Source organism: Bradyrhizobium sp. WBAH42, from assembly GCF_024585265.1.
Lineage (GTDB): Bacteria > Pseudomonadota > Alphaproteobacteria > Rhizobiales > Xanthobacteraceae > Bradyrhizobium.
In genome coordinates, this window is sequence record NZ_CP036533.1 from 519767 (window position 1) to 541374 (window position 21608).

General features: G+C 62.0%; 17 protein-coding genes. 6 read left to right on the plus strand and 11 right to left on the minus strand.

The features are described 5' to 3' along the window. Positions 1-70: 70 nt before the first annotated feature. The 5 genes from DCG74_RS02530 to DCG74_RS02550 all read right to left on the minus strand — a co-directional run bounded on the left by DCG74_RS02530 (position 71) and on the right by DCG74_RS02550 (position 6555). Positions 71-1069: a homoserine O-succinyltransferase gene (locus tag DCG74_RS02530; protein ID WP_172788292.1), complete on the minus strand. Its 999-nt coding sequence runs from the start codon at positions 1067-1069 to the stop codon at positions 71-73. Between the two features lie 12 nt (positions 1070-1081). Beyond that, a complete protein-coding gene (locus tag DCG74_RS02535) occupies positions 1082-2383 on the minus strand; it encodes an O-acetylhomoserine aminocarboxypropyltransferase/cysteine synthase family protein (RefSeq protein WP_172788291.1) in 1302 nt (433 codons plus the stop codon). 247 nt (positions 2384-2630) lie between these two features. Beyond that, entirely contained in the window at positions 2631-4205 is a 1575-nt protein-coding gene (locus tag DCG74_RS02540; RefSeq protein ID WP_172788290.1) for an amidase family protein, read from the minus strand. 123 nt (positions 4206-4328) lie between these two features. Beyond that, a complete protein-coding gene (locus DCG74_RS02545; RefSeq protein WP_172788289.1) occupies positions 4329-5363 on the minus strand; it encodes an aldo/keto reductase in 1035 nt (344 codons plus the stop codon). A gap of 10 nt (positions 5364-5373) precedes the next feature. Then, positions 5374-6555: an MFS transporter gene (locus DCG74_RS02550; RefSeq protein ID WP_172788288.1), complete on the minus strand. Its 1182-nt coding sequence runs from the start codon at positions 6553-6555 to the stop codon at positions 5374-5376. Positions 6556-6653: 98 nt separating this feature from the next. Here DCG74_RS02550 and DCG74_RS02555 point away from each other — a divergent pair, with 98 nt between their 5' ends. The 3 genes from DCG74_RS02555 (at position 6654) to DCG74_RS02565 (ending at position 9587) form a co-directional block, all read left to right on the plus strand. Further along, entirely contained in the window at positions 6654-7607 is a 954-nt protein-coding gene (locus DCG74_RS02555) for a LysR family transcriptional regulator (protein WP_172788287.1), read from the plus strand. 154 nt (positions 7608-7761) lie between these two features. Then, entirely contained in the window at positions 7762-8439 is a 678-nt protein-coding gene (locus tag DCG74_RS02560; RefSeq protein ID WP_025032723.1) for a nitroreductase, read from the plus strand. A 32-nt stretch (positions 8440-8471) separates the two neighbouring features. After that, a complete protein-coding gene (locus tag DCG74_RS02565; protein WP_257187541.1) occupies positions 8472-9587 on the plus strand; it encodes a murein L,D-transpeptidase family protein in 1116 nt (371 codons plus the stop codon). Positions 9588-9759: 172 nt separating this feature from the next. Here DCG74_RS02565 and DCG74_RS02570 read toward each other — a convergent pair whose 3' ends face one another. Beyond that, positions 9760-11205, minus strand: coding sequence for an IS1182 family transposase (locus DCG74_RS02570; protein WP_172788286.1), 1446 nt, complete (start codon positions 11203-11205; stop codon positions 9760-9762). A gap of 202 nt (positions 11206-11407) precedes the next feature. Here DCG74_RS02570 and DCG74_RS02575 point away from each other — a divergent pair, with 202 nt between their 5' ends. Both DCG74_RS02575 and DCG74_RS02580 read left to right on the plus strand, forming a co-directional pair. Further along, the gene (locus DCG74_RS02575) at positions 11408-12448 is read left to right on the plus strand and encodes an SMI1/KNR4 family protein (RefSeq protein WP_172788285.1); all 1041 of its coding nucleotides are present in this window, start codon (positions 11408-11410) and stop codon (positions 12446-12448) included. Positions 12449-12788: 340 nt separating this feature from the next. Then, a complete protein-coding gene (locus tag DCG74_RS02580; RefSeq protein WP_172788284.1) occupies positions 12789-13739 on the plus strand; it encodes an ABC transporter substrate-binding protein in 951 nt (316 codons plus the stop codon). 188 nt (positions 13740-13927) lie between these two features. Here the strand turns inward: DCG74_RS02580 and DCG74_RS02585 are convergent, their stop codons facing one another. From DCG74_RS02585 to DCG74_RS02605, 5 genes are all read right to left on the minus strand, one after another. Next, the gene (locus DCG74_RS02585) at positions 13928-14917 is read right to left on the minus strand and encodes an MBL fold metallo-hydrolase (protein WP_172788283.1); all 990 of its coding nucleotides are present in this window, start codon (positions 14915-14917) and stop codon (positions 13928-13930) included. A gap of 367 nt (positions 14918-15284) precedes the next feature. Next, positions 15285-15635: a hypothetical protein gene (locus DCG74_RS02590; RefSeq protein WP_172788282.1), complete on the minus strand. Its 351-nt coding sequence runs from the start codon at positions 15633-15635 to the stop codon at positions 15285-15287. Positions 15636-16047: 412 nt separating this feature from the next. After that, a complete protein-coding gene (locus tag DCG74_RS02595) occupies positions 16048-16629 on the minus strand; it encodes a hypothetical protein (RefSeq protein ID WP_172788281.1) in 582 nt (193 codons plus the stop codon). Positions 16630-16674: 45 nt separating this feature from the next. Beyond that, positions 16675-18273 (minus strand): hypothetical protein, encoded by a 1599-nt coding sequence (locus DCG74_RS02600; RefSeq protein WP_172788280.1) that lies wholly within the window; start codon positions 18271-18273, stop codon positions 16675-16677. A gap of 500 nt (positions 18274-18773) precedes the next feature. After that, positions 18774-20099 (minus strand): MFS transporter, encoded by a 1326-nt coding sequence (locus DCG74_RS02605; protein WP_172788279.1) that lies wholly within the window; start codon positions 20097-20099, stop codon positions 18774-18776. Positions 20100-20653: 554 nt separating this feature from the next. Here DCG74_RS02605 and DCG74_RS02610 point away from each other — a divergent pair. After that, on the plus strand, positions 20654-21286 hold the full coding sequence (locus DCG74_RS02610; RefSeq protein ID WP_172788278.1) for a Crp/Fnr family transcriptional regulator: 633 nt from the start codon (positions 20654-20656) through the stop codon (positions 21284-21286). Positions 21287-21608 lie beyond the last annotated feature (322 nt).

Consider the following 21608-nt stretch of genomic DNA (forward strand, 5'->3'; position numbering starts at 1 on the left):
AACATTCGCGCGCAGGTCGAAACAAGCCTAACGCCCGGGTAATCCTAACGCCGAACCAAGACCGCTTCGGCTAGCGCACCGACATCGGCGCGTCGGCGTCCGCGCCGAGATAGCGCAACCAATTGCGGAAGAGCACCGCCGCCGCCTCGCCAGCGCCGATATCGCCGCGCAGGTTCAGCGCGGGCAGCTCGTTGCTGAGCGCCGGATGGCGCTGGTGTGCCGCCTTCCTCTCGAAGCGAGCCAGCTTCTCTTCCGTTGCTGCGTCAAAATAACTCACCGGCAGGTGCGGATAGTTCTCCCGCTCGCGCGCGAGATAGCGACCGATGTCACGCAGATATTCGCGCTGAAGCGATAGCGCGTCATATTCCGGGTGGCCCTGGAAGAACACGAAGCGGCTGGCATATTGGCGAACGAAGACGTCGACGCCGGCCTCCTCCGAGCGGGTCAGCACCTGATAACCGGCCTGCACAAGGTCGCTCTCGGCGATCTCGTTCAGACGTGAATGCGAGACCTTGAGCGGCGCAGGCGCAAACCGCGTCAGTGAATCGTCCGCCACGACGTCGCAATCGAAAATGCCGTGACATTTGGCCGGCAGCCGCTGCCGTTCAATGCCGTCGAGGTGCAGCACCGCGGCATGGGCGGCAAGGCAGGACCAGATCGTCGAACGCGTGTTGACCTTGGCCCAGTCGATCAGGTTGGTGAGGTCGCGCCAGTACGGCTCCCGGTCGAGCTCGGGCGCGATCGGCTCTGTGCCTGTTACGATCAGCCCGTCGAATTTGCCGCGCTCGAGATCGGAAAGGTTGGAATACTCGCTTTCGACATGCCACTTCGCTTCCGGCGACCGCTTCACGCTGGGAAGCGAGAAGCAGTGGAAACGGATACGGCGCGAGCCTGCTGCGGCCTGAAGCAGCTTCATGAACTGCCGCTCGGTCGCCTTCAACGCGGCATCCGGCATGTTGTTGACGAGGCCGATGGTGAGCTCGGGGCCGGCATCGCGCGCGAGCTCGTGCGCGGCCGGCACCAGCGTCGGGCCCGCGATGACCTGATCCTTGTCGATCAAGATCGTCATGGACGGCGCCGCCTACTCCGCAGCCTCGCGGCGCGACGACGGGCAGGCCTTTTCCAGCGCCTGGTCGATATCCGCGATGATGTCGGAGACATGCTCGATGCCGATCGACAGACGGATGGTCTCCGGCAGCACGCCGGCGGCGCGCTGCTGCTCCGCCGACATCTGCCGATGGGTGGTCGACGCCGGGTGGCAGGCGAGCGATTTGGCGTCGCCGATATTGACGAGGCGCGTGATCAGCTTCAGCGCGTCGTAAAACGTCTTGCCGGCCTCCATGCCGCCCTCGATGCCGAAGGTGAACAGCGAGGAGGCGTTGCCATTCAGGTATTTCTGCACCAGGGGATAATAGGGGCTGTCCGGAAAACCGGTGTAGTTGACCCAGGCCACGCGCGGATCGACGCGGAGGAATTCGGCGACCCTGCGGGCGTTCTCGACATGGCGCTCCATGCGCAGCGCCACGGTCTCGATGCCCTGGAGCAGCAGGAAGGCGTTGAACGGCGACAGCACCGAGCCCATGGTGCGCTGATAGACGCTGCGCGCGCGCTCGATATAGGCGGTCTTGCCGAAGCGCTCGGCATAGACCAGGCCGTGATAGGAGGCGTCGGGCTTGTTGTAGGCCGGGAAGCGGTTGGCGTGCTTGGCCCAGGGGAAGTTTCCGGAATCGACGATGGCGCCGCCGAGCGTAGTGCCGTGACCGCCCAAGAACTTGGTCAGGGAATGCACGGCGATGTCGGCGCCGTAGTCGAACGGCTTGAAGAGGATCGGGGTTGCGACGGTGTTGTCGACGATCAGCGGCACACCATGGGCATGGGCGATTCTCGCCAGCGCCTCGATGTCGCAGACATTGCCGGCGGGATTACCGATGGTCTCGGCGAACACGGCGCGGGTGTTCTCGTCGATCAGCTTCTCGACCGCCTCTGGCTTGTCGCTCTCGGCGAAACGGCCGGTGATGCCCTGGCGCGGCAGGATGTGGGAGAGCAGCGTGTGCGTGGTGCCGTAGAGCTGCGGCACCGAGACAATGTTGCCGCCGTGATCGGCGACGTTGACGAAGGCGAAATGCAGCGCCGCCTGCCCGGTCGCGACCGCGAGCGCGCCGACGCCGCCTTCGAGCTGCGCGATGCGCTTCTCGAGAACCGCGCTGGTCGGATTGGCGATGCGGCTGTAGCGAAAGCCCTCGGCTTCGAGATTGAACAGGGCTGCGCCATGATCGGCGCTGTCGAAGGCGTAGGCCGCGGTCTGGTAGATCGGAACGGCCACGGCGTGCGTGGTGGCTTCAGGCTCGTAGCCGGCGTGAATAGCGATCGTCTCGTTGCGCATCGTGCCACCTCCGCGTGGGGCGGGCCGCACTTATTGGCCTAGAATGAGGCATGTGCGTTGTCCGCCGTCCTTCTGTTAGAGGCGGGTGGTAAAGCGGACAATAATTCGCCTAGAGATCGAGGAAGTAACCCTAATGCTTGCTCGCGAAATGGCTGGAAACCGGGTTAAAGCCGATTAACGAACGCACGGCGCCACCCTCGCCCACGAGGACGAGGGGCCGCCGTCAGCGCTGCGATAGCTCGCAGCGTCAGCCCATCTGCTCCCACAGCCGATGGGTGAGCGCGCCGACGCGCTTCTCGATCGCAGCTGCGGCGTCGAGGGCGAGATCCTCGCGATAGCGTCCGGCAATCAGCTGCACGCCGATCGGCTTGCCGTCATGCAGCGCCACCGGCACCACCGCGCCGGGCAGGCCCAGCACGTTGATGGCGGAGATGAAGCGGATCTCGCCCCAGAATATCTCGCGCACGCGCTCTGCGCTGACGGTGTCCTCGCGCGGGCCCGGCGTCGGCTTCACCGTGGTCGGCGCCAGCACGATCGGATAGTCCTCGAAGAACAATTGCCAGGCGCGGATGTGACCGTTGCGCGCGGCGGTGGCCTGCATCCAGGCCTTGAGATCGAGCACGTTGGCCTTGGCCTTCATGCCGCCCCAGGACTTGTGAAAATCCTCGGACGTGACCTTCAGCATGGCGGCCTCCTGCATCATCACGGTCTCGTTGGTGATGATGTCGCACCAGGTCTGCCAGACCCCGTTGATGTCGGGCACCTCGACCTCGCTGACGCGATAGCCGGACCGCTCGAGATGATCGGCAGCCTGGCGCAGCGCCGCGGCGACAGACGGATCGACGTCCATGTCCTCGGGGATTTTTGCCAGCGCGACCTTGATCGGCCCCTTCGGCCGCTCGCCGACCAGCGGCGCCGGCACCCACCAGGGATCGCGCGGATCGCGCCGGCTCATGACCTCCAGCGCGAGGCGGACGTCGGCGACATGGCGTGCGAGCGGCCCCTGCGCCGACATCAGATGCGCCAGCATCGGCCGCTCCGACGTCGCGCTTCCGTTGAAGGCGGGGATGCGGCCCTGCGTCGGCTTGATGGTGGCAACGCCGTTGCAATGCGCCGGCCAGCGCAGCGAGCCGCCGATGTCGTTGCCATGGGCGATGGTGCCGATGCCCGCGGCGACCGCCGAGCCCGCGCCGCCCGAGGAGCCGCCGCAGGTGATATCGGGATCCCAGGGGTTGAGCGTCAGCCCGTGCAGGGGATTGTCGGTGAAGCCGCGGAAGGAGAATTCGGGCGTGTTGGTGAGACCGATGACGATCGCGCCTGATTTCTTCAGGTTGCGCACCACGGGCGCATCCGATGGCGCGATGAGGTCCTTGTTGGCGGGCACGCCGTTGAAATTCGGCCGGCCCTGGTAGTCGACATTTTCCTTGATGGTGATGGGTACGCCGTGCAGGAGACCGAGATCGCCGCCCTTGGCGCGCTGCTTGTCCGCCGCGTGCGCCGCCTTCAGCGCCTCCTCGCCGAGATCGACGACGACCGCATTCAGCCTGGGATTGACGGCGCGCATCCGGTCCAGATGGGCCTCGACGGTCTCCACGGCGGAGATCGCGCCGGCGCGGACCGCGGCCGCGGTCTCGACCGCGGACCATTGCCAGATCGGCCCCTTGGGCCGGCGGACCGCGGCTGGCTTGCGCGGTGCCGCCTTCTTGACTGTCGTCTTCGCGGTTTTCGCAATGGCGCCCTTTCGGGCGGTGCTCGTCTTGCTCGAGGCCCTGCTTACCTGCCTTGAAGCACTTTTCTTCTTGGTCGCCGTCTTCTTCGCCACGTCGCATCTCCAAAAAATTGCGCGGCGGAGGTTATGGAGGTCACGCAACCATGTACAGGCGCGTTTCTGCATGGCGCATTGTCGCGACGCTCTGTCGCAATTCGCAGCGTTCTGAGAGAGCTCCTACACCAACGGTGGATTGAGCCGCGCGAAACCCTCCTGGACGCGATAGGGATAGTACGGATAAGGCGGCATCACGAAGCTGACCTCATCGAGCCGCTTGATCTGGTCCGCGCTCAGCGACCAGCCAACGGCGCCGAGATTGTCGCGCAGCTGCGCTTCGTCGCGTGCCCCGATGATCACGGAGGAGACCGTGGGACGCGACAGCAGCCAGGCAATCGCGACCTGCGGCACGGTACGACCGGCCTCAGCGGCAATCGCATCCAGCACGTCAACGACGGCATGGAGGCGCGCATCGTCCACGGACGGACCGAACTGTGCGGTGGCATGCAGGCGGCTTCCTTGCGGAAGCGGCCGGCCGCGCCGGATCTTTCCGGTGAGCCGGCCCCAGCCCAGCGGGCTCCAGATCAGAGCGCCGACGCCCTGATCGCGCGCGAGCGGCATCAGCTCCCATTCATAGTCGCGCCCGAGCAGCGAGTAATAGACCTGGTGCGCGACATAGCGCGGCCAGCCATGCCGGTCCGCGGTGGCGAGCGACTTCATCAGCTGCCAGCCGGCGAAATTCGAGACGCCGACATAGCGCAGCTTGCCGGCGCGCACGAGCGTATCGAGCGTGGACAGCACCTCCTCGATCGGCGTGAACGCGTCGAAGGCGTGGAGCTGAAGCAGGTCGACGTGGTCGGTGCCGAGCCGTCGTAGCGCCGCATCGACCGAGGCCAGCAGTCGCTGCCGCGACGAGCCGGCATCGAGCGGACCGTCGCCAATCGGCAGGCTCATCTTGGTCGAGATCAGCACCTTGTCGCGGCGCCCCTTGATCGCAGCACCGAGGATCTCCTCCGAGGCGCCGTTCGAATAGACATCGGCGCTGTCGAACAGATTGACGCCGGCATCGAGGCAGATGTCGACCAGCCTGCGCGCCTCCTCGATGCCGCTGCGGCCCCAAGCGGAAAACAACGGACCCTGGCCGCCGAACGTGCCGGTGCCGAAGCTGAGGACGGCCACTTTGAGCCCGGAAGCGCCGAGGTTGCGGTATTCCATGATCGCTCTCCTATTCCGCCGGGCACGCCGCGACTGCGGTCGCCGTGCGATCAAGCTGGAGGCTCCACAGCGCCAGAACGAGGCCGATGGCGGTGACGCCGGCTGCGACCAGCGGCAGCGCCGAGAGGCCGAGGCCGCGGTCGATGGTGACGCCGCCGGCCCAGGCGCCGAGCGCGTTGCCGAGATTGAACGCGGCGATGTTGAGGCTGGAGGCGAGCGTCCGGCCGCTGGGACCGGCAGCCTCCAATACGCGGAGCTGAAGCGGGGCGACGGTTGCGAAGGCGGCGACGCCGAGCAGCAGGATCAGCACGACGCTGATGATCTTGACCGACAGCAGCGCCGCAAGGCCAAGCAGCACGATGGCAAGCGCGGCCAGTGTGCCGATCAGGGCGCGCGCAAGGCCGCGATCGGCGAGCTTGCCGCCGGCGACATTGCCGATCGCAAGCCCAACGCCGAACACCAGCAGGATCGGCGACACGGCGGTCTCCGAAAAACCGGTGAAGCGCGTCAGGATCGGCTGGATATAGGTGAAGACGACGAACAGTCCGGCGAAGCCGAACACGGTCATGGCAAGACCGAGCAGCACCTGCGGACGGCCGAGCACGGCCACTTCCTCGGCAAGCGAGATCGGCTTGTCGTCGTTGCCGACATGGCCCGGCACGAGCGCAGCGACGACCGCGAATGCGATCAGGCCGATGACAGTCACCGCCCAGAACGCTGCGCGCCAGCCGAGCATCAGGCCGAACCAGGCGCCGAAGGGCACGCCCAGCAGCGTCGCGACCGTCAGGCCGATGAACATGGTGGCGATCGCAGACGCACGCTTGTCCTCAGCGACGAGGCTGGTGGCCACCACCGAGCCCACGCCGAAGAACGTGCCGTGCGCGAGCGAGGTCAGCACGCGCGCGGCCATCAGCAATTCGTAAGTGGGCGCGAGCGCGCAAGCCGCATTGCCAAGCGTGAAGATGGCCATCAGCGCCAGCAGCACGGTTTTCCGCGGCATCCGCCGCGTCGCCAGCGTCAGCACCGGCGCGCCGACGAACACGCCGAGCGCATAGCCTGATATCAGCAGACCCGCGACCGGCACCGAGACGTGCACGTCGGCGGCGACCTGCAGCAGCAGGCCCATGATGATGAATTCGGTGGTGCCGATGCCGAAGGCACCGGCGGTGAGCGCGAGGACGGCGGGAGGCATGCGTTGCTCCAAGGGATGAGACGAGCCACGCAGATAGCGGCGCTGCCGCCAAACCATTAGAATGTCCGCAATCCAATCATTTGTGACATGAATTCAACATGGCCCGTTTCGACACCAACCGCTCGGCCGAGATGGAGGTCTTCGTCCGCGTCGTGGACCTCGGCGGCTTCACCCAGGCCGCGCGAAAGCTGCGCCTGACGCCATCGGGCGTCAGCAAGCTGATCTCGCGTCTGGAGGCGCGCCTCGGCGCACGGCTCGTCAACCGCACGACGCGCAAGCTGACGCTGACGGCGGAAGGCCAGGCCTTCTACGAGCGCTCGTTGCGCATTCTCGCCGAGATGGAGGAGGCCGAACGCGAGGCGGCCTCAGGCGCGGCACCGCGCGGCCGCCTCACGGTCAATTGCAACATTCCCTTCGGCATGCTGCATGTGATGCCGTTGATCCCGCGCTTTCTGAAGCAGCATCCCGACGTCACGCTCGATCTCGTGCTGACCGATACGGTGATCGACCTGATGCAGGAGCGCGCCGATGTCGCCATCCGCGTCGGTCCGCTGCGCGCCTCGCGTCTGGTCGCGCGAAAGCTCGGCACCAGCCGCATGGTGGTGGTCGGCGCGCCGGATTATCTCGCCCGTTGCGGCACGCCGAAGATTCCAGCCGATCTCGCCGACCACCGCGGCATCGGCTGGACCTTTCCGCGCAGCATCCGCGGCTGGCCGTTCAGGCGTGGCGACCACGCCGAGGAGGCCCTGCCCCCGCCCGTCGCACGCGCCAGCGACGGCGAAGCCGCCCGCCGCCTCTGCCTCGGCGGCGCCGGTCTCGCGCGCCTCGCGCTCTTCCACATCGGCCCCGATATCGAATCCGGCCGCCTCGTCCCGGTGCTGCAAAGCTACAATCCCGGCGACCGCGAAGACATCCACGCCGTCTATGTTGGCCACACCGCGCCACTCCCGGCACGCGTGCGCGCGTTCATCGATTTCCTCGCCGAGCACGTGCGCGTGAGCGACCCCGCATTGAAGCGGGCCGCGGATGGGAAGTGGAAGCTGGTGGGGTGAGGCGCGATGGCGGAGCGAGCGTCAGCCAATCCAGATTGGCGATCATGTTCCGTGTGGCTGGACCGTTGAGGACACGCCGCCGGAGCTTGCGCGAGGGCGCAGAAATCGCGAAAATCCCGGCTGTTTCAGAACTCGCCAGGGGAATTCCACACACATGCAGTTCGATGACGTCATCCTCGGTCGCCGGAGCATCCGCGGCTACAAGCCGGATCCGGTGCCCAAGGAACTGATTGCGGAAATCATTGGATTGGCGATGCGCGCTCCGTCGTCGATGAACACCCAGCCCTGGAATTTCTATGTCATCACCGGCGAACCACTTGATCGGATCCGCGCCGGCAATACCGAACGGATGCTGGCGGGCATCCCGCAGTCGCGCGAGTTCCGCACGGGCCAGGCCTTTGCAGGCAAGCACCGCGACAGGCAGGTCGGCGTCGCCAAGCAATTATTCTCCGCAATGGGAATCGAGCGCGACAACATGGAGAAGCGCCAGGACTGGGTCCTGCGCGGCTTCCGTCAGTTCGACGCGCCCGTCTGCGTGATCATCACCTATGACCGCGTGCTCGACGGTAGCGACGATACGCCCTTCGACTGCGGCGCCGTGGCGACCGCCCTGGTCAATGCCGCGTGGTCCCGCGGGCTCGGCGCCGTGATCAACAGCCAGGGCATCATGCAATCCCCCGTGGTGCGCGAGCACGCAGGGATCGCCGACGATCAGGTCATCATGAAAAGCATCGCGCTGGGCTGGCCGGATGAAACTTTTCCGGCGAATGCCGTGGTGTCGGAGCGGAAGTCCGTCGAGGAAGCGACGGTGTTCGTCGGGTTCGAGACTTAGCGGCGCGGGCCGGAAGGGCTGGAGGCACAGCAGTGATCCGCGCCATGATCCGACGTGTCCTTGTGCTGGCGGCGGCTTTTGCCGCCGCCTTGACGCCGGTCATGTGTCTTGGCGAAAGCAGCAAGCCGTTGCCGGCGAAGGCGACGAGGGAACTACCTGATGAGCTGCTCTCGCTGCTCGAGCAGAAAAGGATGCCGAAGTATTCACCTATCCTCGTGCGTCTCTTCAAGGAGGAGGCCGAGCTCGAGGTCTGGAAACAGGACACCACCGGCCGTTTCCAGATCCTCAAGACCTATCCGATCTGCCGGCGGTCGGGCGATCTCGGGCCGAAATTGCACGAGGGCGACCGACAAGCTCCGGAAGGGTTCTATACGATTACACCTGAGTTGATGAACCCCAACTCCAACTTCTATCTTTCGATCAACCTCGGCTTCCCCAACACGTTCGACAAGGCGCACAAGCGCAATGGCAGCTTCCTCATGATCCACGGCGACTGCTGGTCGAGCGGTTGCTATGCCATGACCGACGAACAGATCGGCGAAATCTATGCGCTGGCGCGCGACACATTCCTCGGCGGCCGCCCGTCGTTCCAGGTCCAGGCCTATCCGTTCCGCCTGACACCGGCAAATCTGGCGCGGCATCGAAACAGTCCCAACCTCGCGTTCTGGAAAATGCTCAAGGTCGGCAACGATCATTTCGAGACGACGCGAATCGAACCGAAGGTGGATGTGTGCGACCGCCGTTACGTCTTCGATGCGCAAGGTCCACCGAATTCGCCGTCGCCTCCAGTGTTCAACCCTACCGAAAAATGTCCCCCCTTCGCCGTCAATCCGGACATCGCGCGGCGGGCCCTGGAGAAGAGGCGCGCCGACGAGCTCGAATACGCGCGATTGCTTGAAGATGATTTGCCGGCCGCCCCGATATATAGCGGACTGGACGGGGGAATGAACAAGGTGTTCCTCACACGGTTTCCGGGCAGAGTGACGCTCGCGAAAGTCATGCCGTATGCATCCTACCTGCCGCAATTGCCACCGATTCCCTGGATCGACAGGGATGGCTCGTTGACGAGCAGATGGTTTGGCAGCTTGTTGGACCAGCCGCCGGAATGTAATCCAACGCGTATCGGCTTCCCGTCAGGTCGGTGCTGAACACTCGTGCGGCGTCCGCGATGGATCTTGGTTGTGTGCAAACAGATGGCCGGCACGCGGCCGTGGTCGCCAATCACCGCAGGCGGCTGATGTTCTCGCGTCAGATCGCCCAATGACGGCCAAAGTGGGTATCGGGACGCGGTATTGCGCTGTTGGACGTACTTTCCGGCCTTCAGACGGCGCGGATGGCTGCAATCAGGCGCGGTTTGCCGACGATGTTCATCACCCGCGTGAGGTTATAAGCGAGAACATGCAGCGCCATCTCAGCGGCAACATTCCGTAGGCGCTTCATCAGGAAATGGGTCGCACCCATACGGGCTTTGATCGTGCCGAAGGGATGCTCGACCGTCTCGCGCCGCGTCCGCATGGCGTCGGGATTGGAATCGAGCCGTCTCTGGACCTCCTCGACCACATGCTCATGCTCCCAACGGGTGATGCGGCGCTCCTTGGACGGCGTACATTGGCTCTTGATTGCGCAGCCTTGGCACGCTGCTGTCGACCAGTAACGGCGCAGCGTCATTCCATGCTCGATGTTGGTATAACGATAGGGCAGCAGCTGGCCGGACGGGCAGCGGTAGACGTCCTCATCAGGCAGGTAGGCGAAGTCCTGTTTGCCGAACCGACCCTCCGCCTTGGCGTTCGACGTCATCGGCTTGGGCAGCGTGACTGCAACGCCAGCCTCTTCGCAGGCCAATATCTCCTCTCCGTCGAAGTAGCCACGGTCGGCGACCGCCTCGAGTTTGTCCACTTCGAGCACTTCTTTGGCCTGCTTCGACATCCGAGCAAGCTGCCCACGGTCGTTGCCGACGTTTATGACCTCATGCGTAACAATCAGATGGTGTTCGGTGTCCACCGCGACCTGGACATTGTAGCCGACGACACCCGATCCGCGTCCGCTGGTGGCCATCGAACGAGCATCCGGATCGGTCAGCGATATCTGTTGATCCGGCGTGTTGCGCATCTGCGCATCAAGCACTTCCAGGCGGCTCATCTCCTGCTTCAGCCGAGCAACCTTTTCCTTGATCCTCGTCGTCTTGATGCTGATCGCTTCCGATGGCTCCTGCCGATCGGCGCTATCCAGTTGACGCAGATATCGACCGACGCTTTCCTCGATCTGCGCCATCCGCCTCGCCATCTTGGCATGCGTGAAGTTACGATCGCGATTGTTCACTGCCTTGAACTTGCTGCCGTCGATTGCGACGCTTGGGGTCTGCAACAGGCCCATTTGCCGGCATAGCGCAACGAACTTCGCACAAACCCTCCGAAGCGCCGCACCATTGTCCCTCCGGAAATCGGCGATCGTCTTATGATCGGGAGCCAGGCGGCCGATCAGCCACATCACCTCGATATTGCGGCACGCCTCACGTTCCAGGCGGCGACTGGATTGCACCCGATTGAGATAACCGTAGATGTAAAGCTTCAGAAGGACTGCTGGATGATAGGAAGGCCGGCCCGTCTCCTTGGCGATCACACCCTCAAATCCCATTCCATGCAGGTCGAGCGCCTCGACAAACACATCGATCACATGGACCGGGTTGTCGTCGTCTACCCAATCCTCCAGACATTCCGGCAAGAGCGTCAGCTGGGATCTGTCCGCGCCTTCAACGAAGCGTCCCATCCGTATCTCCCATCAGGAAACGGAGGAATCCTAGCTGACTCGTGCCTTTTCACACAGCCAGGATCATCAGCAGACGATGGCTGGCATCGACGTTCCGTCCCAGCGAATGCGGTGGCGTCGGAGCCGAGGTCTGTCGAGAAAGCTACGGTGTTCGTCGGATCTGGGTTGGATGGGTCTGCCGTAATATGATGGGGTAACGCGGATGACGTCGAAAAGGCCCTTTGACGGCTTCGACTTCGAAGGCTTCTGGGACGACTGTCCGTATTCCCTGGAGAACTATGTCGAGCCTCCGCCAAGCGACGAGCTGATCGCCTCCATTGAAGAGGAGATGGGCGGGTATCGGCTGCCGGCCGCCTATGTCGATCTCGCACGGCGCCACAATGGCGGAATGGTCAAGCGCAACTGCCACCCAATGAAGGAGCGTACAGGCTGGGCGGAGGACCACGTGGCAATCGAGGGCCTCTGCGCCATCGGCCGCACGTCCAAATATTCACTCGGCGGTGAACTCGGCGCCAAGTTCATGATCGAGGAATGGGGCTACCCGCCGATTGGCATCGGCATCGCCGATACGCCGGCCGGAGGCCACGAGCTGATTATGCTGGACTACCGGACCTGCGGAAAGCGCGGCGAGCCGCAAGTCGTGTACGTCGACCAAGAGGCTGACTACAGCATCGCCGTCATCGCGCCGGACTTCGAGACCTTCATTCGAGGCTTGGTCGAGGAGTCCGAGTACGACACCGCTGATGAGGATCGGGCTGCTGCGATCGCAACCGTCGAGCAGGGAACGTTATCGCCGATCGTGGTGCGAGCTTTGGCCGCCGTCGGCGACCGTCTGCCGCACGGCGAGCGAATGTTGCGCACCTTGGCCCGGCAGATCGTGGACGAGAAAGGCTTCTTTGCCCTGCACGACGACGAGCGCTCGCATCTGATGTATGGGCTGATGTTCTGGCTCTATTCGAGCCTTTGTACCGCCAAGTCCTTCGAGGCTTTCGTGGGCCGTCCCGAGACCGGCACCTCCTACGACTCGCCCTGTTACGAGCTGATGATTGCGTTCGACCTCGTCGCCGAACCTTACGGCTTCAACACGCGCGGGTACGCCGAGGGCTTTGTGAGGGACTGGTGGGACGCGTGCGTTGCCCGCGGCGACATCGTCAAGATGGCGGAAGGCTACCGTCTGGCCCCCGAGGCCGAGGCGGCCCTGCTCGGCCGCTTGGCGACGTTTGCTGGCGCGCAAGGCAAATAAGCCGGCGCGATTGATTCGAGCCGATGGCGGAGGGAGAGAAACCGAGTTCGAACATTCTCCAATCGACTAAACGGCGCTCGGATCAGAAACTTATTAAATTTCAACAGCTTAGTTTTGGCATCGAAGGGCGCTTACCGCTTAGCTGCTTAGGCCGAGCGAACGGGCCGCCGGCGCGAATTCCGGACATCGCCCAGTTCTGTCGTGGACACGTACCCTTCTAGGGCGGGCAGACAAGATCGGGCTGCTCGCCGACGGCGGCTTTTGAGCCGAAGCGGACAACCGTCTTCGGCTCCGATGTGCTAGTAGATTGAAAAACCCGGTCAAAGGCTCCCTGGGTCCCATGAAACGGCGCGAGTTCATCACGCTGATTGCCGGCGCAGTGGCATCGCCGCTCAGGGCCCACGCGCAGCAGCGGGCTGGCCGGCGTCACCGCGTTGCGCAACTGGGACCTATACCACCCAGCTTCTTCGATGAGCTGGACAGAGTCGGCTTTGTCAAAGGCAGCAACCTCGAGATCGACAGTCGTGGCGAAAGCGCGGCCGCAGTATCTTATGTCAGTATGGCCGTTGAACTGGCCAAGACCAGTCCAGATGTCTTGGTTGTGGTCGGGGCCGAAGCAGGGCGTGCAGCACAGAAAGCCACGCAGCGCATACCAATCGTGGTGATCGCGGACGACTTGGTTGGCAGCCAGCTTGTCGCCTCGATGCCGCGTCCCGAAGGTAACACTACTGGTGTCGCCATCTTTGCATTCCAGCTCGACGCCAAGCGCTTGGAGTTGCTACATGAAGCACTGCCGGGTACCCGGCGAATAGCTGCTCTCGCCGACCGCGTGCCGATACCAAACATGGATGCTCTCAAAAGCGCGGCCAAGAGGCTCGGCGTCGAGATCGTTCCGTATGCCGCACGATCAGAGGAAGATCTCATCCGGATAATCGACGCCATGAAGGTCGAAGAGGTCGAGGCCGTTAACCTGCTGGCCTCGCCGATCCTGGCATCGAAATTCCAGTACCTGATCCGCGATCGGCTAGCCCTCCGTCGTCTGCCCGCCATTCTGCAATGGCCCGAACAGGCGGAAGAAGGCGGACTGATGGCATACGGTCCTCGCCTCAGCGCGGTCTTCGAGCAATGCGCGCGCCAGGTCGCAAGACTATTGCGAGGCGCACATATTGCCGACATACCTGTTGAGCAGCCGACAAAGTTCGAACTGGTCATCAATCTCAAGACAGCTAAAATGCTAGGTGTCGAAATTCCGCCGATACTACTCTCTCGTGCCGACAGCGCGATCGATTGAGTGTAGAATTCTGCTTCTGGGCCCATCTGCGAAGTTGCGCCTCCGCGGTCGGAAGTCCGCTCGTTGCGCCAGAGCGGACCAGATTTGCTCAACCTGAGTTCTTCGCGTTTTGACCCGGGGCGGTCGTGGCGGAGTCTCGTATTCACGAGGGACATCCGCCATTCCCGCGCCCTCCTCTTGTGCGAAAGTCAGTCTTCGCGACTGGCCAGCCTGCGGTAAACCGCGAGATCGTCAAAGGTGGGTGCTTCGCCGCGCCGGACCTTGGAATCGATGTCGGGTCCGAGGACGAGCGACGTGCCGAGCCCGGCATAGAAGTATCGCGTGCCGAACGCCTTCTTCAGCGCTGCAAACGTCGGTTCGCCCGTGCAGTGTCCGGGGGCAATGTTCTCGACCTTGAACTTGTCCTTGAGGGCCGTCACGATCTTCTCAATGGCCTCATCCGCGGCAACAACAAGGTGGAACCCCCCGGCAATAAGATGGATTCTGGGGTTGATCGCCGTTGCGGCCTCTACAATGCGTTCGATTCCCGGATGCGAACAGCCGACGACAAGAACAAGGCCATCCGGCGTATTCACTGCGAGGGAGAGTTCTTTGAGTTCCTTGGTGCCGGGAAGATCGGAAACCAGAGCGATCAAGGTGATGCCCGGTGCGATCTCCGTTGTCTGATCGATCAGTTCGAACTTGGCATTCGGCCATGCGGCGCCGAACTCCATGATTTTCGGCGGATTGCCGCCAAAATATCGCATCTCGTGAGGCAGGGAATCGTCCTTGCGATAGAAGGTAGATGGAAGCGACGAACCGTAGATCCCGAATCCTTCTTTGGGCGCGTATATCTTGACGTTCGGATTCACACTCAGCACATAACTCAGTCCGGCCATGTGATCGGAATGCCGATGGGAGAGAACCACAAAGTCAAGCGTGGTAAGGTTGACTCCTTTTGCCCTGATATTCTTCGCAAAGATTTCCGCATTATCTCCGGTATCAAACAGAATGCGCTTTCCTGCGACCTCCACCAGCGCGGAGAAACCCCAGTCCTTTGTCATTTCGGGATCGGTGCCAAACGCGTCATAAAGGATCGTAATCTTGCCGTTCGGCTCGGCCGCTATGGTCGCGCAAGAACTCGCTGCTATGGCGCAGGTGACGGCGGCGGCGATGAAGCTCCATTTTCCGAATGTCATGGATGTGTCTCCTTTTCGGTTGGACTTCCGCTGAAGACTGAGTGGCGCAGTCCGAATCGACTGGCGGTGCTGCGGTAGTGGGCGCCCCGTGACGGTCGCGGACTATCGCTTATGCTCGGACCCTTTCGTTCAGTCGGCAAGGGGCACTTTTGCGCTCGGAGCTTGAGCCTTTCGCGGCCTCGATAGGCGTTCGCCGAATTCTTACCCGAAATCGAGCTTCGGAGCACGCCAACTTGATCCGCTTGTGGCCCATCAGCGAAGTTGCGGCATAAGGCGTTAAGGTCCGCTTAGTCAGGCGGAGCGGACTGGATTTGCCAGTCCGAGGTCTTCGCATTTTGACCCTAAGCGGCCTATCTTTAACACTGCATCAAGTCATGCTGCCAGGCATAAAGCACCGGACGCGTGGATGGCCGTCGATGTAGTGCCTCCAGACCATTGTACGGCCGAAACGGTTTGGTTGCTTTACAACGGCGCCGTCAGGCACGTCGACCCATTCGTTGTCGATGCGGACGCGGTAACGTCCCTTATTGGACTCCCAATCCGTATCAGAAACGATGTACCCGTCAAAATCGGTGCAGCACTTTCCAAATTCGCTCTGCAAGCTTTCAAACCATGGCTTCAGCGGAGAGTTGTAGTATCGGTCATCATCGTGTGCGAGTGCTGGCGTCACTAGCACCGTGAAGCCAAGCGAAAGTGCCGCAGGTTTTGCTTGAAACATCTCTTTGCCTCCGCGATCTTCGCCGGCCGATCCGCGGGCTTGAATCGGACAAGGCTGGCAACCCGGAAAACAAAATGGCGCCTACAGCTGCGTCTCGATGATGAGTGCAACAGCCACACTCGTTCGTGGCTTCGTCTGGGGAGACCTTCGTCCCCGGCGCTTATGGACGTGAGTCCTTCAATTCGGGCAAAGGTTCAACAACGACAGCTTAACTAAAGGTCAGCGTAGCTGCATGTTTGGTCCAAGCGGTCACGCGAGTCCGCTGGTGGCCCGATGGCGAAGTTCGATTTGGCTCAGATATGGTCTGCTGATCGGGGCAGACCGGAAGTGACACGGCGCCCTTCAAACCGGCGCTTTTGACCCGAAGCCGACATGTGACATGCGCCTAAATTCCGAAGCGGCCGAGCTGCCCTCAATGTGCAGCTAGCTTTCTGTATGCCGCGATGGCGCGCTTGAGATCGTCATATTCCTGGCAAGGAGGAAGGAGGCAGAGATTTTCCAGTGCAGCCAGATGTTCCTCAGCTTTGGTGGGCTCGCCGAGCGCCAGATAAGCCTCGCCAAGATGCTCGTGCGCGCTGCGGTGACGCGGGTTTAGCATTAGCGCCTCCTGATAGCGTCCAATAGCCGGCCCGAATTGGCGCAAGCGTCGATAGGAATAACCAAGGTAGTTCTGGATGTCGGCATTGAGCGGGTCACGCAGGGCGGCGCGCATGAACGATACAATGGCCCCATTCCAATCAGCAGCGGCAAGCGCCCTCTTGCCCACCTTGAAATCGGGATCGAGCTCCGCCCACTCAGCATCCGCCGCCACCGCTCCCATGGTGGTGCAGATCGGCCAGGCTTCGGGTGTGACTGCGGTCGTCCCTTTGCCGGTGGATGCGCTGGGCAGCTGTATAATCCCCCATTCCGTCCGATCATTCCCGTAAAGGGCGAAATGAGCGACGAGCCCACCGAGCACCGTCGCCGCAGCAATTGCCGGGATCAGCGTTGTCATTCCTACATTGACGGCGCTCTTGGGCATGGTCGGACAGCCGAAGCATCATTGTCGTGAAGTACCCACGGTGTCGTTCCGCAACTGTGCTTTGGCCTCACGGATTTCCTGCCGCTCCGTATCGGCGTTCCTGGCGAGCTCTATCAGCTTGCTATAATAATCGGTTGACTTCTGCCGATCGCCGGAGCGGTCGGCAGCGCGCGCGGCGCCCCAGAACGCGCGGAAGCGGTTGGGAGTTTGCTTGAGTGCGGTCTCATACTCGTTCAGTGCGGCCGTGGGCTGTCCTACCTCCAGGAGCAATTCCGCCAACAGTTCGCGCAACGGAAAGAGGCGGTTCTCCATGGCCACGTGTTTGACACTGCCGTCTTCGCTGTCGGCGGCTGCCCGCATTAACTTGAGGGCCCGATCGTGGTCGCCTTCCTTCAGTGCGGCCCATGCGGAAACCGCAAGCATTTGCTCTTCGGTGCGTTCGGCCCAGTAGGATTGGTCAGCACCCTGCAGCGTCGTGCGCAACACTTTCATCTCCTCGATCTCTTTGTTGGCGCCGCCGATATCGCCGACCCGCGCCATGCCGAGACCGCGCGTGAAGCGGATCAACGAATCCGCCATGGGATATTTGGTCGGCGTCATCGCCAGGCTGGCAGCGCTGGCCCAGTCGGCACGCTCCAAGACATAGCGCGCCGGCATGGCGGCCTTGGCAGTGAAATTGACGAAGTTGATCGGTCGGTCGCCGCGATCGGCGGTGGCCAGCGACTTTTTGATCATTGCGTCGGCTTTGGCGTCTTGCGCGAGCTGCAGATGCGCATACACCGTGAAGTCCGACGCGTGATAGTAGTCGGGCTGAATCTCAAGCGCTGAGGCGTTTGAGCTGATGGATTCCTCCCAGAGCCCGACCATGGAATAGATGTGCGACGGCATGTGCCGCGCATGCGGCACCGCCGGAGCGATTCCGGCGTAGCGACGGGCGGATGCAATACCCTTTTCGGCAAGCGGAGCAAAATCGTAGGCGTGAATGAGGTAATGCGTCACACCCGGATGTTGAGGGTTCTCTCCGAATAAGCGTTCCAGAAGTGCTGAGGATTTCAGCTGGTTAGTGTATGAGAGGTCATTCTTCTTCGCGGAAGCTTGTAGCGTGAGCGCGTAGTACACCTTCGCCTCGTAGTCGTCAGGATAGGTTTGCACGATGCGCTCCATCGCAGCATTGTAGGCCGTCAGACGGGCATCAACCGGAACCTTATTGTAGTCGCGGAAATAGGCGCTCAGCGCCTCGATCCAGTCCCGCTCACGTGGAGTTTTCGCCCCGACCGACCGTGCCTTTTCAAGTGCATCCCAGGCTGCTTGTGCCTCGACATTTGTTGGCGTGGTCGCAAGCGTGTTGCCAAGGAGGTCCATCGCCACACCCCAATATGCCATGGCGCAGCCGGGATCTTGTTGCAGGATCGATTCGAATTTCCGGCGGGCGATCAGGAACCAATATGAATGCAGCATGGCGACCCCGCGGTCGAACTCGGCTTGCACACCGGGATCGCAGGAGGTTGGGAATGTCACCTTACCGAGCTGTTGGTCTTGCTGACCAATTGCACCGCTTGTGATGGCAGCACCTAGCAGGGCTGTCGCAAAAGATATCTTTAACGAGTGAGTCCTCATCTAACTCTCCTCTCTAGAATGCACGCGGTGACGCGCGTCACCAGCCGCGTGCAAAGTTGCGACAAAGACAACGCCCAGGGAGGCGTATTGCTGAATTGGTTGAACTCGGTCGGAGCTTACTACACGGGCCCCCCCCTTAATAGGACAGCGAAATTCCCGTTATTGGCCCATCGGCGAAGTTGCACCTCGGCGATGATAGTCCGCTCGTTGAGCCAGAGCGGACAAGATTTGCTCAACCTGAGTTCTTCAAGTTGCGACCCATCTGCGACATCGATGCGTCGAGTCTGTTGTGGTGCAAAACACAGGGATATGCGGCGCGGGAGCTTGAAATCGCCAGACCTTGTTGAGGGCCACCGACACGTCGTGCTGGCGTCGGCGCAACAATAAGCCGAGGAAGCGGACCTCCGGCCCGCGGGTCCTTCCTTGGAAGGTCGGGACCCATGACTCAACCGGTTCTTTGGTGGATCACGGAGGTCTCCGCGGGGGCCCGACCTATTGCGTCAAAGGTGATCGCGCGCGAAATCGCGATCCTTGACGTCCGGCAGGAGCGCTGTGCTGACAATGCTGACGATCGCGCAGCCGAAGATGTAGAGCGCGATGACATAGCCCGAACCTGTGGCGGCCAATAGCGCTGTCGCGATCATCGGCGCCGGCCCACCGGCAGCCACCGCAGCCAGTTGAAAGCCGATCGAGGCGCCGCTGTAGCGCAGACGGGGCGCGAATACTTCGGCAGTCAGCGCCGCCAGCGGCCCCCACATCAAGTCATGGAAAAACAATGCGACGATGGTCGCCATGATCACCAGGCCGGGCACACCGCTGTTGAGCATCGCGAAATAGGGAAACGCGAAGAGCCCAGTGGCGGCCGCGCCGAAAACATAAACCCGTTTGCGGCCGAGCCGGTCAGACAGATAACCGGATAACGGAATCGTGAAGAACGATATGAACGAGCCGACCAGAAGCGCTATCAGAATGAAGTCGCGCGACAGGTGAACGACCTGCGTTCCGTAGGGGAAGACGAAGGCGAGATAGATGAAGACCGGCGCCATTTCGCCCATCCGCACCAGCGCGGTGAGGGCGATCTCCCTCGGTTGGCGTTTGAAAACCTCGATGACGGGCGCGCGCGCCACCCGCTCCTCGGCGATCACTCGCTGGAAGATCGGTGTCTCGAGGAGACCGAGACGGATCCACAAGCCGATTGCGAACATGACAATGCTCAGCCAGAACGGGACGCGCCAGCCCCAGCTCAAGAACTCTTCTCCCGACATCTGGCTGAACGCCAGGATCGCGAGGGTCGCCAAAAAGAACCCGGCCGGCCCGCCGAATTGCGGCCAGGCCGCGATGATCCCGTGATTCCGATTGGTGCGCGCCCACTCCATCGACATCAGGACCGAGCCGCCCCATTCACCGCCGGCGCCAATTCCCTGAATAAACCGCAACACGATCAGCAAGACTGCGCCCCAAACGCCGATCTGCTCATAGGTCGGGACGCAGCCTACCAGGAAGGTCGACAAGCCAGTTAGCAAGAGCGTCGCGATGAGCGCCGCCTTGCGGCCGATGCGATCACCGTAATGGCCGAAGATCGCCGCGCCGATTGGTCGAGCGACAAAGCCGACTGCGAAGGTGGCGAACGCCTGCAACGTGGCGGTGAGCGGCTCGGACGACGGAAAATACAATTTCGCGAAGATGATCGCGGCCATCTGGCCATAGAGCAGGAAATCGTACCACGCGATCGTCGTGCCGACAGTGCTGGCGATGACCGCCCGGCGCAGGTGGGTACGGTGCTCGAGCTCGGACATCGGTACGACGGAGATTTCAGCAGCGGGCATTGGCAATCCTCCCGTGCCGGGCATCGGCCAGACGAGGCCAGTAACCGTGTCGTTGCGGGTCGACGATAACATCGGCCGCGGGCCAATGCACTCGGTTACCATCCTACCCCGCCGCTTGCCCTCATTGACGGTCGAGTAAGACCGAGTTCGGCGCACGCCCTTCGCTGCACATGCTAAGGTCTCGAACTGGCGCGCCCCAAAGACTCGGTGCGCTTCTCTGATGTCAGGTGTCGGGACGACCGGAAAACATTCGTCCAATCCGGGCCTTATGGGTCATCATCCTATTCGGACGTTGGCTCTGGTCAGTGCTATCGTCTCGCGGTTGCTATGGCGACGGTGTAATTTCAATAAGACATCTGCTCGGCGAGGGAGAGCCGGAGTGCTTGCCTCGATTGTTCTGCTTTTGGAAGCAGTGCTCGTAACACGGGATGATCGGGGTTTAGATTACCGTCGGCGGATGAGGACTATCCGAGGCAGCGAGTCCCATGCACCCTGGCCGGCAGTTGGAGTTTTTAAAGCGCGTCCAGATCCTGGCTGGTATATCGGAGATATGTTTGGAGGAGCTCGCCAAGACGTGCAGATGGCATACTTACAAACGCGGTGAAGAAATACTCGGGTATCGCGATCCTTCGAACAATGTATTCTTTCTTGTCTCCGGCAGGGTCCGCGCAATCATCCACTCGGCACGTGGGAAAGCTATCATCCTTAGGGACCTTAGGACTGGCGACATTTTTGGTGAGATCTCTGCCATCGACGGGAGCCCGCGATCGGCATCGATCGAGGCACTGGAGGCAGCCACCGTCGCAACGCTGACCTCTAATCAGTTTGAAAATTTGCTGCTCAAGGAACCAAGCGTCGCAATGGCAACGCTGCGCCACGTCGCGGGTGAACTGAGAAGATTGTCGCAACGCGTGCTCGAGTTCAGCACACTTGTTGTGCAAAACCGAATTCAGGCGGAGTTGCTCCGTCTGGCAGCTGATGCTGATGGAGACGGAGCGCAACCGTTGTTATCGCCGGCCCCATCGCTTTCCGACATTGCCAACCGTGTTAGCACTCATAGAGAAGCAGTTTCTCGGGAGGTAAGCCGTCTCACTTCGATCGGTCTGTTGCGTCGCGAGGGACGCAACCTGCGGGTCACCGACATCGGCCGTCTAGAAAAGCTTGTGCGCGACATCAAGGGCGAGTAGCTCATTCCTGGTGCGACGTGGCACGCGATGCTCGCCATGGGCCGATCCCACCGCTCAGATTTTTTTTCGTACATTGGCAAAACTCAACGCCTGGTGCGATTCCTGGGCGTAGCCTCGCCTCACCGCGGCGGCGACCACCATGTCTCAATCGGCTTTACCGGAAGCCGGGAGTAACGAACGGAGCAAGCCGATGCATAGATACTTTGCACTGGTAGCCCTAGGTCACACCTGGACTTAAAATGGATCGCTAACCTCCACCGGCGGAGCTAGCTTGTGAAGGGCCCACATTACGCGCCGGCGAATTGATTTAGGTTATTTTGGA

Coding starts and splice junctions, on each gene's coding strand:
- DCG74_RS02550 (WP_172788288.1), bottom strand. CDS start 6,555: ATGCCTCCCGCCGTCCTCGCGCTCACCGCCGGTGCCTTCGGCATCGGC.
- DCG74_RS02590 (WP_172788282.1), bottom strand. CDS start 15,635: ATGTTTCAAGCAAAACCTGCGGCACTTTCGCTTGGCTTCACGGTGCTA.
- DCG74_RS02560 (WP_025032723.1), top strand. CDS start 7,762: ATGCAGTTCGATGACGTCATCCTCGGTCGCCGGAGCATCCGCGGCTAC.
- DCG74_RS02530 (WP_172788292.1), bottom strand. CDS start 1,069: ATGACGATCTTGATCGACAAGGATCAGGTCATCGCGGGCCCGACGCTG.
- DCG74_RS02580 (WP_172788284.1), top strand. CDS start 12,789: ATGAAACGGCGCGAGTTCATCACGCTGATTGCCGGCGCAGTGGCATCG.
- DCG74_RS02595 (WP_172788281.1), bottom strand. CDS start 16,629: ATGACAACGCTGATCCCGGCAATTGCTGCGGCGACGGTGCTCGGTGGG.
- DCG74_RS02600 (WP_172788280.1), bottom strand. CDS start 18,273: ATGAGGACTCACTCGTTAAAGATATCTTTTGCGACAGCCCTGCTAGGT.
- DCG74_RS02555 (WP_172788287.1), top strand. CDS start 6,654: ATGGCCCGTTTCGACACCAACCGCTCGGCCGAGATGGAGGTCTTCGTC.
- DCG74_RS02605 (WP_172788279.1), bottom strand. CDS start 20,099: ATGCCCGCTGCTGAAATCTCCGTCGTACCGATGTCCGAGCTCGAGCAC.
- DCG74_RS02575 (WP_172788285.1), top strand. CDS start 11,408: ATGACGTCGAAAAGGCCCTTTGACGGCTTCGACTTCGAAGGCTTCTGG.
- DCG74_RS02570 (WP_172788286.1), bottom strand. CDS start 11,205: ATGGGACGCTTCGTTGAAGGCGCGGACAGATCCCAGCTGACGCTCTTG.
- DCG74_RS02585 (WP_172788283.1), bottom strand. CDS start 14,917: ATGACATTCGGAAAATGGAGCTTCATCGCCGCCGCCGTCACCTGCGCC.
- DCG74_RS02535 (WP_172788291.1), bottom strand. CDS start 2,383: ATGCGCAACGAGACGATCGCTATTCACGCCGGCTACGAGCCTGAAGCC.
- DCG74_RS02545 (WP_172788289.1), bottom strand. CDS start 5,363: ATGGAATACCGCAACCTCGGCGCTTCCGGGCTCAAAGTGGCCGTCCTC.